Source organism: Pseudomonas sp. Pseusp21, assembly GCF_059492145.1.
This window is the reverse complement of the sequence record NZ_CP168520.1, coordinates 2723227-2736898: the sequence shown is the minus strand read 5'-3', so window position 1 is coordinate 2736898 and position 13672 is coordinate 2723227. Positions and strand designations below refer to the sequence as shown.

The following is a 13672-nucleotide window of genomic DNA, read 5'->3' as shown; positions in this document are numbered from 1 at the left end:
TTAGCGTTCAATTGCGACAAGCAGAAAGCTTTGCATCGGCAGATGTGCCGCCGTGCAGGTGTAGACTTCGCCGCAGGAGCGCCAATCAAAGGAGTCTGCGGTGCGAATGAAGGTGATGGGATCATGATCGGTGCAGAACTGCTGTCATCGGCAAGTCTGACCCTCGGCTGGCTGATTTACCTGCCGGTGTTGCTCTGGGCGATTGTCCGCGCACCGTGGGTCGAGCTGTTCAGCGACAACCGCCGTCAGCACTTGCTGTTCGGCACGGTGTTCGCGTTGTTTCTGCTGTGGCTGGTGCGCAGGGATTTTGATACCGGGGTGTCTTACCACTTCATCGGCATGACAGCGGTGACGCTGCTGCTGGACTGGCCACTGGCGATCGTCGGTGCACTGGTGGCCCAACTGGGGCTGGTGCTGCTGGGGCGCCAGGATCTGGTGGCCGTCGGGGTCAATGGCGCCTTGCTGATCCTGTTGCCGGTGCTGATCACCGAATGCGTGGCGATTCTGGTCGAGCGCGCCCAGCCGCGCAATCCGTTCGTGTACATCTTCTGTTCCGGTTTTTTCGCCGCGGCGCTGTCGGCGTTGTTCTGCCTGACGCTGAGCCTGACGTTGCTCTGGTACGACGGCCTGTTTGCCATGCCGGAATGGCTGGAAGATTTCATCGGTTACCTGTGGCTGCTGATTTTTCCCGAAGCCTTCATCAACGGCATGGTGGTCAGCGCGCTGGTGGTGTTCTGCCCGGAATGGCTGGAGACCTTCAACCGTACCCGCTACCTTTCGGCGCCCTGGAAGGACGACGATCCCAAGTCTTGATCCACATCAAATTCACTCTGTGCGCGGCATTTCATGCTCGGCCAAATTCCTTCAGGAGCAGCGGCATGAGCGTGTACGAGTGGGCGAGGCAGGAAACCCGGCAGAGTCTGGAGATGGCGCAGGAGGTGGGGTTCGATCCGGGCCTGAGCCTGCGCGCCTTGCTCAGTGCGGTGGTGCAGCAGAGCAAGGCGGTGCGCAACGCCGAAGACCTGGCCGACGAGTTGCGCTTTCTGGCGGAAAACCTCGACGACGATCAGGACTACGGCTTCATGCGGCCCTGACGGGATCAGTGACGCGGGTCGAAATCGCCGGAAAACAGTTCGTCCTCGGCATCCGGGGCCACCGGAATCTTGTGTTCTTCCGACGCCCAGGCGCCGAGGTCGATCAGTTTGCAGCGGTCCGAGCAGAACGGACGGTATTTGTTTTCCGGGGTGAATTCCACGGGCGCGCCGCAAGTCGGGCAGTTGACGGTTGGGGTCTGGCTCATGATTGGCCTCCGGATAAAGTCAGGTAAAAGTGATGCAGGCGCTCGACTTCGCTGTGCAACCAGGCGAGGTCGCGGTCGTTGACCACCACGTCATCGGCACGGCTGACGCGGTCTTCGCGGCTGGACTGGGCCTTGAGGATCGCCTGGACCTGCTCTTCGCTGGTCTGGTCACGCTGCAAGGTGCGTTCGATCTGCAGTTGTTGCGGGGCGTCGATTACCAGGATGCGTTGGGTCATCGCGTATTGCCCGGATTCGATCAGCAGCGGCGAAACCAGAATCGCATAAGGCGATTTTGCCAGCGCCAGGTGATGGGCGATTTCTTCGGCGATCAACGGATGCAGCAAGGCCTCAAGCCAGCGCCGTTGCTCCGGCACTTCAAAAATCAGTTTGCGCAGGGCTGCACGATCCAGCGTGCCGTCGGCCTGCAGGACTTCGGGGCCGAAGTGTTCGGCGATCTTCGCCAGCGCCGGGCGGCCCGGTTCGACCACCCAGCGCGCCGCGTGATCGGCGTCCACCACGTGGATACCAAGATCAATGAAGTGCTGGGCGGCGGCGCTTTTGCCGCTGCCGATGCCGCCGGTCAGGCCGAGAATCCAGGGTTTTTCCGCAGGGGTATTCATTTCAAACCGACAAACTGCCAATAGAAGCCGGTTATTTGACCACCCCAGAGCAAGGCAATCCAGCCGGCAATTGCCAGATACGGGCCGAAGGGGATCGGCGTCGAGGTTTTCTGGTCGCGCAGCTTGAGCAAAATCACCCCGAGCACGGCGCCCACCAGCGAGGACAAGAGGATGGTCAGCGGCAGAATCTGCCAGCCGCCCCAGGCCCCGAGCAGCGCCAGCAGCTTGAAATCGCCGTGACCGATGCCGTCCTTGCCGGTGAGCAGTTTGAACAGCCAGAACACCGACCACAGCGCCATATAGCCCAGCACCGCGCCCCACAGGGCGTCGTGCAGCGGCACGAACAGCTCGAAGCTGTTGACGATCAGCCCCAGCCACAGCAACGGCAGTACCAGCACGTCAGGCAGCAGTTGGTGCTCGATGTCGATCAGGCTCATGGCCAACAGGCCCCAGGTCAGCACGATCAACAGGCACGCCGGCCAGCCGAAACCCAGGTGCCAGGCGATGAACGCCGAGAGCAGGCCGCAGGCCAGTTCGGTCAGCGGGTAACGCTTGCTGATCGGTGCGCTGCAACTTGAACAGCGCCCGCGCAGGCACACGTAACTCAACAGGGGAATGTTTTCCCACGCACGGATCCGGTGGCCACAGTGCGGGCATTGCGAGTGCGGCAGCATCAGGTTGTAGGTGGGCAATGGCGATTCACCGGGCAGGCCCAGTACATCGTGAGCCTGCTGGCGCCATTCGCGCTCGAGCATTTTTGGCAGGCGCCAGATCAACACGTTGAGGAAACTGCCCACCACCAGCCCCAGCAGCAGGGCGGCGACGACAAAGGCCAGCGGATACAGGCTGAGGAGTTCGTCGATAGGCATGTCAGATCGCTGAGCCGAGTTGGAAGATCGGCAGGTACATCGCCACCACCAGACCGCCGACGATCACCCCCAGCACCACCATGATGAACGGCTCCATCAGGCTGGTGAGGTTGTCGACCATGTTGTCCACTTCGTCCTCATAGAACCCCGCGACCTTGTCGAGCATCTCGTCCAGTGCGCCGGACTCTTCGCCGATGGCGGTCATCTGCACCGCCATGTTCGGAAAGATGCCGGTGGAACGCATCGAGAAATTCAGCTGCATGCCGGTAGAGACGTCCTGGCGGATGCGCAGCACGGCACGCTTGAACACCACGTTGCCGGTGGCACCGGCCACCGAGTCCAGCGCTTCCACCAGCGGCACACCGGCGGCGAAGGTAGTCGACAGGGTCCGGGCAAACCGCGCCACGGCGGACTTGTACATCAATGTGCCCACCAGCGGCAGCTTGAGAAACCAGGCGTCGCGTCGATCGCGCAGGGCCTGGGATTTTTTCAGGGCATGGCGGGTGCCGAAAAACGCGGCCACCAGCGCACCGAGAATCGCCCACCACCATTGCTGCATGAATTCGGACAGGCTGATCACCATCAGCGTGAAGGCCGGCAGTTCGGCACCGAAGCCGGAGAACACCGACTGAAACTGCGGCACCACCTTGACCAGCAGAATCCCGGTGACCACCGCCGCCACCAGCACTACGGCCGACGGGTAGGTCATGGCCTTCTTGATCTTGGCCTTGAGGCTTTCGCTCTTTTCCTTGTAGGTCGCGACCCGTTCCAGCAGGGTGTCGAGGGCGCCGGACTGTTCACCGGCATCCACCAGGTTGCAGTACAACTCGTCAAAATACTGAGGCTTCTTGCGCAGCGCGGCGGCGAAGCTGTTGCCGGCGGCGACCTCCTGTTTCACCTCGTCCACCAGCTTGCGCATGGCCGGGTTTTCGAAGCCTTCGCCAATGATGTCGAACGACTGCAACAGCGGTACGCCGGCCTTCATCATGGTCGCCATCTGCCGGGTGAACAGGGCAATGTCCTGGGCCTTGATGCGCTTGCCGAAGCTCAGCAGCGAGGCGGATTTCTTGCGTACCTTGCCCGGGTTGATGCCTTGTTTGCGCAATTGGGCCTTGACCAGTGCGGGGTTCTGGCCGCTCAACTCGCCGGTCACCTTGCTGCCTTTGCGGTCCGTACCTTCCCAGGCGTAGACACTGATTTTCGCTGCCTTGACCGCCATGTTCAGTCCTTGGTGACCCGGTTGATTTCTTCAAGGCTGGTAATGCCTTGCATGGCCTTGATCAGGCCCGAGGTACGCAGGTCATTGAAGCCGTCCCGGCGCATCTGGATATCGATTTCCAGTGAGTTGCCCTCGGCCATGATCAGCCGTTGCAGATCGGGGGTGTTCTTTACCACTTCATAAATCCCCACGCGACCCTTGTACCCGCCGTTGCAGTGATCGCAACCGGCGGGCTCATAGATCGTGAAATGGCCGATGCGTTCCTCGGGGAAGCCTTCCTTGATCAGGGTCTCGCGTGGGATCTCGATGGGTTTCTTGCAGTGGCTGCAGAGTTTTCGCGCCAGACGCTGGGCAATGATCAGGCTCACTGAGGTCGCGATGTTGAAGCCGGGAATGCCCATGTTGTGCAGGCGGGTGAGGGTTTCCGCCGCGCTGTTGGTGTGCAGGGTGGACAGCACAAGGTGCCCGGTCTGGGCGGCCTTGATCGCGATTTCGGCGGTTTCGAGGTCGCGGATTTCGCCGACCATGATCACGTCCGGGTCCTGACGCAGGAACGAGCGCAAGGCCTGGGCAAAGTCCAACCCCTGACGGGGATTGACGTTGACCTGGTTGATGCCTTCCATGTTGATCTCCACCGGGTCTTCGGCGGTGGAGATGTTGATGTCGACGGTATTGAGGATGTTCAGTCCCGTGTACAGCGACACGGTTTTGCCCGAACCGGTGGGGCCGGTTACCAGAATCATGCCTTGCGGCTGTTTGAGGGCGGCCATGTACAGGTCTTTCTGTTCCGGCTCGTAGCCGAGGGCATCGATGCCGATCTGGGCGCTGGACGGGTCGAGGATCCGAATCACCACTTTCTCCCCCCAGAGGGTGGGCAGGGTGTTGACCCGGAAATCAATCGACTTGCTTTTCGACAGACGCATCTTGATCCGCCCGTCCTGGGGTTTGCGTCGCTCCGAAATGTCGAGGCTGGCCATTACCTTGAGGCGTGCAGCGATGCGCCCGGCCAGTTGAATCGGCGGCTTGGCCACTTCCCGCAGAATGCCGTCGGTGCGCACCCGCACCCGGTAGTTCTTTTCGTAAGGCTCGAAGTGCAGGTCGGACGAGCCGCTCTTGATCGCGTCCAGCAGCATCTTGTGAACAAAACGCACCACCGGGGCATCGTCGGCATCGATGCCGCCGAGGGTGTCCTGTTTGCTGTCGTCGACCGACTCGATGTCCAGCCCGTCGAGGTCGACATCGGCCATTTCCTCCAGGCCGGTGGCGTGGGTGTCGAAGAATTTTTCGATGGCGTCGGTGAGCTTGTCGTCCTCGACCAGAATGGCTTCGGTGCTCAGCCCGGTGCTGAACTGAATGTCATTGATCGCCTGATGATTGCTGGGGTCGGAAATCCCCACGAACAGTTTGTTGCCGCGCCGCCAGAGGGGCAGGGCGTGGTGCTGGCGCACCAGTTTTTCGCTGACCAGGCCCTTGGGCTGAGTTTCCCTGTCGAGACAGTTGAGGTCGAGAAATGCCATGCCGAAATGCTCCGAGGCTATTTCGGCGACCTGCCAGCTCTTCACCAGTTTGTTCTGCACCAGGTAACTGACCAGCGACAGGCGATTGCGCTGCGCCTGCTGCCAGGCCTGCTGGGCACTCTTTTCCGTGAGCAATTCGGCCTGGACCAGTTGTTTGGCCAGACCGCTCAGAGCGATGTCATTCATGGGGTTTCCACGTGCTTGCCGTTCATGACTTATAGCCTAGTCAAGTGACAGCGCCATACACGTGGAGTGCGGGTGACAAAAAGTGTCAGATAGTGCGGTTACGGGTTGTAGGAATCGGCATGTCAGCCGGATGGCGCCCAGCGGGTATGGGTTGCCAGCGTTTGGCACGGGCTGTGCTGAGTCTTGAACAGATCATGAGATTTCGACTCATGCATGGAGCGTGTCTATGAATAAACAACAGGGTTTCACTCTGATCGAGCTGCTGATCGTCGTGGCGATCATCGGTATTCTCGCCACTGTGGCGCTGCCGCAGTACTCCAAATATCAGGCGCGGTCGAAGGTGACGGCTGGGCTGGCCGAGATCTCGGCAATGAAAGTGCCGTTCGAGGATGTGATTAACCAAGGCACCGATCCTACGCTGACTAATGTGGCGGGCAGTGCAACGGTTACAACCTCCAATTGTTCTGTTACGGCTTCGGGCACCGCTTCGTCGGGCGCCGGTTCAATTGTTTGCACGATCAAAAACGCTCCGGGTCCGGTACTGGACAAAACCATCACGCTTACTCGCTCTTCCGGTACGGGGGCAGGTGTATGGACATGTGCCACAACGGTGGCGCCGGATTATTCGCCAAAAGGCTGTACTGCGAGCGGTACCTGATTTGTTGATGGACTACAAAAATGCCCCGCAATGCGGGGCATTTTTCATTGCGCGACACTTCACAAAAGCTTCAATAATTTCAGGCTGTTAGGAACTTTCCGAAAAGCCGCAACTTGCATGTAGATATTTCACGACTCATGCAATTTGCATGATTCCGAAAAAATGCGACATTTATAAGTTATTGATTTATAAGGTTTTAATCCAATTTTGAAAGTTGGCACAGCGTTCGCAATATCTCCAGTAACCCTGCTGACAAGACAACCAGCAGACTTTCCAGAAAAACAGGAGTTACTCGTATGAAGAAGTTCGCTATCACTGCCGCTGCTGCTACCGCGCTGACCCTGACCATGGCTTCGGGTGCATTTGCTCAATCGACCCAGACCACTCAGGCTCCAATGACCCTGGCTGCCGGTGAAGTCACCAAGGCTAAAGAAGCTACTTCCGATACCTGGATCACCACCAAAGTCAAAAGCGACCTGGTAACCGAAAAAGGCATTCCTGGTACCGACATCAAAGTTGAAACCAACAAAGGTGTGGTTTCCCTGTCTTCTGACGTCGCGATCACCGAAGCTCAGAAAACCACCGCTGTGAACATCACCAAGAAAATCAAAGGCGTGAAAGCGGTCTCCGCTGACGGCCTGAAAGCCGAGTAAGGCAAGACTTCTCGCCTGGACCGGGAGAAGACGCGACAGGCGGGCCGAGCAATACGTCTGCCGCACTTTAGAGTTCATGCGACCGGCCACACGGAATGTGGCCATTACAGGCCCCGGCATTCATGTCGGGGCCTGTTCTATTCAGGGGCCGGAAAAGGCGGGGAAGGTCAATTGCCGCGTTTGCTGTTGATCTGCTTCAGGCGATTGCCTTCAAAGCGCAGGTATTGATACATGCCGTTGCTCGGGCCGTAGGTCCATTCCTCGACCTGAAACTCTTCACGACGGTTGGCGCTGCGCTTGTAACCGAGCAGATCGCGACCGACCGGCTCACCACATTTTTGCAGCACCTCGCTGGCGCGGTCGCCAAGGCTCACCAACTGGCTGCCGCAGCGCAAGGTATCGGACGCCGCAGCCTGGCTGGCGAGAAACACCAGCCCCAGTGCAGCCAGCCACTTTGGGTTCATCACTCGGCATCCAGATGCATTTGCGTCACCACCCGGCCGTCGCTTTCCGCTTCGCCGAGGTTGGCGTCGATGAAGTACACACGATCGTCGGCCAGTTGGCCCTTGTCTACCAGGTAATCCTTGATGCTGCTGGCACGGTCCTGACCGAGCTGGCGCAGCAGCACATCGCTGGAACTCCAGAACTTGATCACGTCGGCGCGCATTCTCGCGGTGCGTTCTTCCTTGCCCAGATCCTTCCACTCGGCCGGTGGCTGGGTTTTCAGGCGGGTGCGATAGATGCCCTCAAGCAGTGGGCCTTTTTCGTTATCCGGGACCTGGATCAGCGAAGCCTGCGCCGGCACCTTGTCGCCACGGCGCTGGAGCATCTTGTAGTAGTTGTACTGGTATTCACGTTCCAGGCGCTGTTCGGCGAGCAACGGGCCATCACTGCTTTTTGCCGCAGTGCCTTCGATTTCCAGGCGCAGGGCCGGACGTTCCTTCAGCGCTTGCGACAGCTTCACCAGCGCCGCTTCGGCGTCTTTGCTCAGGTCGCTGGAACCCGGTGCGAAGGACACGGTGCCGAGGTCTTCCGAGCCGCCACCGCTGACCAGACCGCCAATCAGCTTGAACGGTGCGGCGGCAGCCTTGACGATTAGGTTGCGCAGGGTCTGCCAGACAATCGGCATCACGCTGAATTGCGGATTGTTCAGGTCACCAGTGACCGGCAGTTCGATGGAAATCTTGCCGTCGACGTCCTTGAGCAGGGCGATCGCCAGTTTTAGCGGCAGGCTCACGGCATCCGGGCTGTCGACTTTCTCACCCAGTTGCAGTTGCTCGACCACCACTTTGTTCTCGGCCTTGAGCTGGCCTTTGGTGATCAGGTAATGCAGGTCGAGGTTGAGCCGGCCCTTGCGGATGCGGTAGCCGGCGAACTTGCCGGAGTAGGGCGTCAGGGTGGTCAGTTCGACCCGTTTGAAACTGGTGGCGATGTCGAGACTGGCCATCGGGTCGAACGGGTTGACCGCGCCTTTGATGGTCACCGGCGCATAGCGGTCGACCTTGCCCTTGATGTCGACGCTGGCCGGTTTCGCCTGACGGCTGTCGATGGTGCCGATCTGGCCGTTGAGCTGCTGAACTGCAGTGGCGAAGTTCGGGGTCAGGCTGAAGTCGGCGAAGTTGGCCGAGCCGTCGTTGATCGCGATGCCGCCGATGTGAATACCCAGCGGTTTGTCATTGCTCGCCGGTTTCGCCGCGGCGGTCTTCGCTCCGGAATCGGCCGGCTGCGGAATCAGCAGGTCGTCGATGTTGGTGGTGCGATCATCATTGATCATGAACCGCGCATACGGCTGGAACAGGTTGACCCTGTCGATCGACAGGCTGTCGCCGTGCTGATAGTTCAGGCCTTCGACCACCACTTGCTGCCACTTCAGGAAGTCGCGGGTTTTCAGGGTGTCGAGGGTGTGCAACTGATCGATCTGAGCACGACCGGTGACGCTGAGGGCCAGCGGGTCAGTGCTTCTCAGGTTCACTTTCAGGTCGCTGCCGAGCATGCCGCTGCGCAGTTCGAGGCGAATGAACGGATTGATGTAGGACTGCGCGACCCGCAGGTCGATGTCCTGGGTTTTCACGTTGAGCTGTGCGGTGACCGGCGCCAGATTGACCACGCCATCGGCGCTGATCTTGCCTTGCTTGCCCAGCCCGGTGTCGAGCCTGAGGTTGAAGGGCGAGCCGTTGAGGCTGTCGAAATTCTGCAGATCGACGTTCAGCGGCGTGACATCCAGAGTGACTTCGGGCTTCGCCGAACGGTCGGCCAGATGCACTTTGTAGTCACGCAGTTGCACGTCCTTGATCAACACTTGCCACGGTTTGCTCGGCGCGGTCGGTTCGGGTTTCGGCGAGTCGGCTGCCGCCGGTGTGTTCGCAGGTTCGGCAGCCGCTTTTGCGGCGGGTTTCGACGGCTGGCTGGCGAACAGTTTTTGCCAATCCAGTTGGCCGTCCGCTTCCAGGGCTGCCCAGGTTTCCAGTTTCTGGCTGCGGATCTTGCCGACCACCACTTGCTGCTTGGCCAGGTCCACCGTGGTGTCGCTGACGTCGAGACGCTCGAGTTTCGCCAGCGGGCGTCCGTCCGGCGCCTTGATGGCGAACGGCGCGATATTGACCGCCACGTTGCTCAGCAGCAGTTCGGTTTCCTTGGACAGGTTGAGCTTGTATTCGGTGCTCAGGCTGACGACCCCGTTTTCCAGCACCAGTGGCACGGCATCACGCACGTAGGGCCAGAAGGCTTTCATCTGGCCGTCGGTGATCTTGAGCGTGCCTTCGGAAGCGATCGGGATCAGGCTGAAGTTGCCTTTCCAGTCGATCTGCCCACCGGCCGGGCCGATCGCGACGAGGGTCATGTCGGCGTTGTCTTCGGGCAGGGTGCTGAGGTTTTTCAGCTCGAAGTCGAGCTTGTCGTAGAGAAACTCGATCGGCTCGCTGGGCCGCGCATCCACAAAATGCAGGTTGCCGCCGGCCAGCTGGATCCGGTCGATGCGCAGCGGAAACGGTTTGGCGTCGGGATCGGCCGGGGTGGGCTCGCTGGCCGGGAGCTTGAACAGACCGAGGAGGTTGAGCTGACCGTCCTTGGCGAACAGGATCTCGGTCCTGGATTTTTCCAGTTCGATGTCGGACAGATGCAGGGCTTTGGTCCACAGGCTGTCGAGTTGCAGGTTGGCATACAGACGTTCGAAGCCGACCTGTTCCTTGCCCGGCTCGCCGATCACCAGGCCCCACAGCGTGAGTTCAAGGCTGAACGGGTTGAGTTCGATACGTTGCAGATGCGCCGGCACTGTGGCGTAGTTGGCCAGTTGCTGATTCACCACCCTGAGCGCAATGCCCGGCAAAATCAGGAACCCCAGCAGGCTGTAGAGGGCCAGGGCAGTCAACAGGGCGCCAATCGCGCGAATCAATCCTTTGGGCATGTGCGGCTTCATCTGTCTGAATCGGAGTGCCTTGGAGTATGGCACGCGATTCCGGTTCCGAAGCAATTGCCCATGCTCAGGATTGTTCAGATTTTTCCGTGGGAAATTTCCTTGGCAACGCTTAGAGCTGAAGGATCAGGGTCTTCAGCGGTGGCTGCTGATCCAGCGACGGGAAGTCGCGGCCCGGGTTCATCACGCTCCACTCACGCACCGGCCGCCCGGCTTTTTCGGCGCAGCGCAGCACCTGTTCGCGCCAGTCGTCCATGCTGACTTTCGCCAGATTGTTGCAGCAGATCAGCACGCCATTCTCGGCGGTGGTCAGCAGGGCTGGCTTTAGCAGGCTCTGATAATCGCGCAGCAGGTCGACGGTGCCGAACGCACTCTTGGCCCACGCGGGCGGGTCGAGCAGCACCAGATCGTACTGGCGCTGTTCGAGACGCTGATAGCTCGGCAGTTTCTGCCCGCGACGCTGGCTGATCGGCAGGCCGGCCAGTTGGCGGATGGCCGGGAAGTAGTCGGACTGGATGAATTCCATGGTCGGCAGGTGCGGATTGAGCTGGCCGTTCTCGCGGCCGACTGCCAGATTGCCCTCGGCGAAATCCAGGTTGCACACCTCGCGCGCACCGCCGGCCGCCGCGCTGAGACCGACCCCGCAGGTATAGGCGAACAGGTTGAGCACACTTTTTCCCTTGGCGTGATCCTTGACCCAGCCGCGGGTGTTGCGCAGGTCGAGGAACAGCAGCGGATCCTGCCCGGCGTGACGTCCGCGCACGCGATAGTTCAGGCCCCATTCGTGGCCGATCAGATCGGCCAGTGCGGCGTCGTCGGCGCGGTAGACGCTGTCTTCACGATCGATCCGTGAGTTGCCACGGGAGCGGTCGTTGTAGACCAGCAGGGTTTCCAGGCCAAGAGTCTGGTTGACCATGGCGTGCAGTTGCAGCAGGTCTTCACGCGCCAGGGTCTGGTGGAAGCTTTGCACCATCAGTTGCGGGCCGTAGCGGTCGATGGTCAGGCCGCCGGCGCCTTCCTGGCTGCCGTGAAACAGCCGATAGCAGTCGGTGCCCTGGCGGTGCAGCTCGGCGAGCAGATCCTGGCGTTGATCGAGAGCGGCGCGCAGCGCCAGGTTCAAGGAAGACATGCGGGCGCCTTGCTGAAGGGAATCGGGGCGCGGGAGTTTAGCAGCAACTTGGCGGCAAGCGGCGAGCTTCAAACTTGAAGCTCGCCGCTTGCCGCTGCTCCTATTGGTTCAAGCGTTTATCGATCAAGCCCTGCACCACGCTCGGATCCGCCAGGGTTGAGGTATCGCCGAGGCTGTCGAGCTCGTTGCAGGCGATCTTGCGCAGGATCCGCCGCATGATCTTGCCCGAGCGGGTTTTCGGCAGGGCCGGGGCCCACTGGATCAGGTCCGGTTTGGCGAAGCTGCCGATTTCCTTGCTGACGTGGGCCAGCAGTTCTTTCTTCAGTTCATCGCTGGGCTCGGTCCCGTTCATCGGAGTGACGAAGGCATAAATCCCCTGGCCTTTGACGTCGTGTGGATAGCCGACCACAGCGGCCTCGGCGATGCTGTCGTGCAGCACCAGCGCGCTCTCTACCTCGGCGGTGCCGATGCGATGGCCGGAGACATTGATCACGTCGTCGATGCGCCCGGTGATCCAGTAATCGCCGTCCTCGTCACGGCGGGCGCCGTCGCCGGTGAAGTAGTAACCGGGGTAGGGCTTGAAGTAGGTGTCGACCATGCGCTGCGGGTCGCCGTAAACGCTGCGGATCTGCGCCGGCCAGCTCGACTTGATCGCCAGCACGCCGCTGCCGGCGCCTTTGATCTCCTTGCCGTGCTCATCGAGCAGCACCGGTTGCACGCCGAACATCGGTTGGGTGGCGCAGCCCGGTTTGATCCGCTGGGCGCTGACCAGCGGGCTGAGCATGATGCCGCCGGTTTCGGTCTGCCACCACGTATCGACTATCGGGCAGCGCTGTTCGCCTACGACGTTGAAATACCATTCCCATGCTTCCGGGTTGATCGGCTCACCGACACTGCCGAGCAATCTGAGGCTTTGCCGCGACGTTTCCTGCAAGGGGCCGGCGCCTTCACGCATCAGGGCGCGCAGGGCGGTGGGGGCGGTGTAGAAGATGTTGACCTTATGTTTGTCGATCACCTGCCAGAATCGCGAAGTGCTCGGGTAGCTCGGCACGCCTTCGAAAATCAGGGTGGTGGCGCCGTTGGCCAGCGGGCCGTACACGATATAGCTGTGGCCGGTGACCCAGCCGACGTCGGCGGTGCACCAGAACACTTCGCCGTCGCGGTAATCGAGCACGTACTTGAAGGTCATTGCCGCTTGCAGCAGGTACCCGCCGGTGGTGTGCAGCACGCCCTTGGGCTTGCCGGTGCTGCCGGAGGTGTAGAGGATGAACAGCGGATCCTCGGCGTCCATCGGTTCCGGCGGGCAATCGTCGCTGACGTCGCGCACGGCCTGGTGATACCAGAGGTCGCGGCCTTCGACCCAGTCGACGTTGTTCTGGGTGCGCTCGACCACCACGACGGTGCTGACATTCGGGCAACTCTGCAGGGCCTTGTCGACATTCTGTTTCAGCGGCACGAATTTGCCACCGCGCACGCCCTCGTCGGCGGTGATCACGGTGCGGCAGTCGGCGTCGAGAATGCGGTCACGCAATGAGTCCGGGGAGAAACCGCCAAACACCACTGAATGAATCGCACCGATCCGCGCGCAGGCGAGCATCGCGTAGGCCGCTTCGGGGATCATCGGCATGTAGATGCACACCCGGTCGCCTTTCTTCACGCCACGGCTTTTCAGCACGTTGGCCAGGCGGCAGACGTGGTGATGGAGTTTGCTGTATGTGATTTGTGTCGATTCGGCGGGGTCGTCGCCTTCCCAGAGGATGGCGGTCTGATCGCCACGCTTTTCCAGATGGCGGTCAATGCAGTTGTAGCTGACGTTCAGCTTGCCACCGGCAAACCAGGCGGCTTCGCCGGTCTTCAGGTCATAGCGCTGGACGGTCTGCCACGGCGTGCTCCAGTCGAGGAAGCGGGTGGCCTGTTCGGCCCAGAAGGTACTGGGGTGTTCAATCGATTCGCGGTACAGGCGCTGGTAGTCGTCCTGACTCAACTGTGCAGCCCGGCGGACGGCATCGGCTTTGGGGAACGTGCTGATATCGAACATGACGGTTCCTTATTCTTGTTGTGCGACAAGGATAAAGATGCGCCGAGAGCAGGGAGGGTTCAATACCTGTA

The 13672-nt window shown here is 60.6% G+C and carries 13 protein-coding genes; 4 read left to right on the top strand and 9 right to left on the bottom strand.

Annotated features, from left to right (window positions below):
* Window positions 1–123 precede the first annotated feature (123 nt).
* Together ACEN93_RS12365 and ACEN93_RS12360 are read left to right on the top strand one after the other, a co-directional pair.
* Window positions 124–813, top strand: a complete 690-nt coding sequence (locus tag ACEN93_RS12365; protein ID WP_039771666.1) for an energy-coupling factor ABC transporter permease — start codon at window positions 124–126, stop codon at window positions 811–813.
* A 65-nt stretch (window positions 814–878) separates the two neighbouring features.
* Window positions 879–1094, top strand: a complete 216-nt coding sequence (locus ACEN93_RS12360) for a hypothetical protein (RefSeq protein WP_007959584.1) — start codon at window positions 879–881, stop codon at window positions 1092–1094.
* Between the two features lie 5 nt (window positions 1095–1099).
* Here the strand turns inward: ACEN93_RS12360 and yacG are convergent, their stop codons facing one another.
* The 5 genes from yacG to pilB are packed head-to-tail and all read right to left on the bottom strand — an operon-like array spanning window position 1100 to window position 5711.
* Window positions 1100–1300 (bottom strand): DNA gyrase inhibitor YacG, encoded by a 201-nt coding sequence (gene yacG / locus ACEN93_RS12355; RefSeq protein WP_011335983.1) that lies wholly within the window; start codon window positions 1298–1300, stop codon window positions 1100–1102.
* Window positions 1297–1920 (bottom strand): dephospho-CoA kinase, encoded by a 624-nt coding sequence (gene coaE / locus ACEN93_RS12350; protein WP_074691472.1) that lies wholly within the window; start codon window positions 1918–1920, stop codon window positions 1297–1299. The genes yacG and coaE overlap by 4 nt, the downstream gene beginning before the upstream one ends.
* Window positions 1917–2789: a prepilin peptidase gene (locus tag ACEN93_RS12345; protein WP_103385449.1), complete on the bottom strand. Its 873-nt coding sequence runs from the start codon at window positions 2787–2789 to the stop codon at window positions 1917–1919. Before ACEN93_RS12345 ends, coaE begins: the two co-directional genes overlap by 4 nt.
* Window position 2790: 1 nt before the next feature.
* Window positions 2791–4008, bottom strand: coding sequence for a type II secretion system F family protein (locus ACEN93_RS12340; RefSeq protein ID WP_103385448.1), 1218 nt, complete (start codon window positions 4006–4008; stop codon window positions 2791–2793).
* Window positions 4009–4010: 2 nt separating this feature from the next.
* Window positions 4011–5711, bottom strand: coding sequence for a type IV-A pilus assembly ATPase PilB (pilB, locus tag ACEN93_RS12335; protein WP_134333456.1), 1701 nt, complete (start codon window positions 5709–5711; stop codon window positions 4011–4013).
* 226 nt (window positions 5712–5937) lie between these two features.
* Here pilB and ACEN93_RS12330 point away from each other — a divergent pair, with 226 nt between their 5' ends.
* Both ACEN93_RS12330 and ACEN93_RS12325 read left to right on the top strand, forming a co-directional pair.
* A complete protein-coding gene (locus ACEN93_RS12330) occupies window positions 5938–6369 on the top strand; it encodes a pilin (protein ID WP_039771655.1) in 432 nt (143 codons plus the stop codon).
* A 296-nt stretch (window positions 6370–6665) separates the two neighbouring features.
* The gene (locus ACEN93_RS12325) at window positions 6666–7022 is read left to right on the top strand and encodes a BON domain-containing protein (RefSeq protein WP_011335977.1); all 357 of its coding nucleotides are present in this window, start codon (window positions 6666–6668) and stop codon (window positions 7020–7022) included.
* A 167-nt stretch (window positions 7023–7189) separates the two neighbouring features.
* On the opposite strand, the gene ACEN93_RS12320 is transcribed toward ACEN93_RS12325, so the two are convergent.
* The 4 genes from ACEN93_RS12320 to acs form a co-directional block, all read right to left on the bottom strand.
* Window positions 7190–7486, bottom strand: coding sequence for a DUF2845 domain-containing protein (locus tag ACEN93_RS12320; protein WP_074691468.1), 297 nt, complete (start codon window positions 7484–7486; stop codon window positions 7190–7192).
* A complete protein-coding gene (locus tag ACEN93_RS12315; protein WP_495611461.1) occupies window positions 7486–10437 on the bottom strand; it encodes a DUF748 domain-containing protein in 2952 nt (983 codons plus the stop codon). Before ACEN93_RS12315 ends, ACEN93_RS12320 begins: the two co-directional genes overlap by 1 nt.
* Window positions 10438–10546: 109 nt before the next feature.
* Window positions 10547–11563 carry a class I SAM-dependent rRNA methyltransferase gene (locus tag ACEN93_RS12310; protein ID WP_103385445.1) on the bottom strand — a complete coding sequence of 339 codons (1017 nt, stop codon included), beginning with the start codon at window positions 11561–11563 and terminating at the stop codon, window positions 10547–10549.
* 100 nt (window positions 11564–11663) lie between these two features.
* Window positions 11664–13601 carry an acetate--CoA ligase gene (gene acs / locus ACEN93_RS12305; RefSeq protein WP_495611460.1) on the bottom strand — a complete coding sequence of 646 codons (1938 nt, stop codon included), beginning with the start codon at window positions 13599–13601 and terminating at the stop codon, window positions 11664–11666.
* Window positions 13602–13672: the final 71 nt, after the last annotated feature.

Bases quoted from the DNA above. Each gene is read 5' to 3' on its own strand.
- ACEN93_RS12365 (WP_039771666.1), top strand. From the start codon at position 124: ATGATCGGTGCAGAACTGCTGTCATCGGCAAGTCTGACCCTCGGCTGG.
- coaE (WP_074691472.1), bottom strand. From the start codon at position 1,920: ATGAATACCCCTGCGGAAAAACCCTGGATTCTCGGCCTGACCGGCGGC.
- ACEN93_RS12330 (WP_039771655.1), top strand. From the start codon at position 5,938: ATGAATAAACAACAGGGTTTCACTCTGATCGAGCTGCTGATCGTCGTG.
- ACEN93_RS12360 (WP_007959584.1), top strand. From the start codon at position 879: ATGAGCGTGTACGAGTGGGCGAGGCAGGAAACCCGGCAGAGTCTGGAG.
- ACEN93_RS12345 (WP_103385449.1), bottom strand. From the start codon at position 2,789: ATGCCTATCGACGAACTCCTCAGCCTGTATCCGCTGGCCTTTGTCGTC.
- pilB (WP_134333456.1), bottom strand. From the start codon at position 5,711: ATGAATGACATCGCTCTGAGCGGTCTGGCCAAACAACTGGTCCAGGCC.
- yacG (WP_011335983.1), bottom strand. From the start codon at position 1,300: ATGAGCCAGACCCCAACCGTCAACTGCCCGACTTGCGGCGCGCCCGTG.
- ACEN93_RS12325 (WP_011335977.1), top strand. From the start codon at position 6,666: ATGAAGAAGTTCGCTATCACTGCCGCTGCTGCTACCGCGCTGACCCTG.
- acs (WP_495611460.1), bottom strand. From the start codon at position 13,601: ATGTTCGATATCAGCACGTTCCCCAAAGCCGATGCCGTCCGCCGGGCT.
- ACEN93_RS12310 (WP_103385445.1), bottom strand. From the start codon at position 11,563: ATGTCTTCCTTGAACCTGGCGCTGCGCGCCGCTCTCGATCAACGCCAG.
- ACEN93_RS12340 (WP_103385448.1), bottom strand. From the start codon at position 4,008: ATGGCGGTCAAGGCAGCGAAAATCAGTGTCTACGCCTGGGAAGGTACG.
- ACEN93_RS12315 (WP_495611461.1), bottom strand. From the start codon at position 10,437: ATGAAGCCGCACATGCCCAAAGGATTGATTCGCGCGATTGGCGCCCTG.
- ACEN93_RS12320 (WP_074691468.1), bottom strand. From the start codon at position 7,486: ATGAACCCAAAGTGGCTGGCTGCACTGGGGCTGGTGTTTCTCGCCAGC.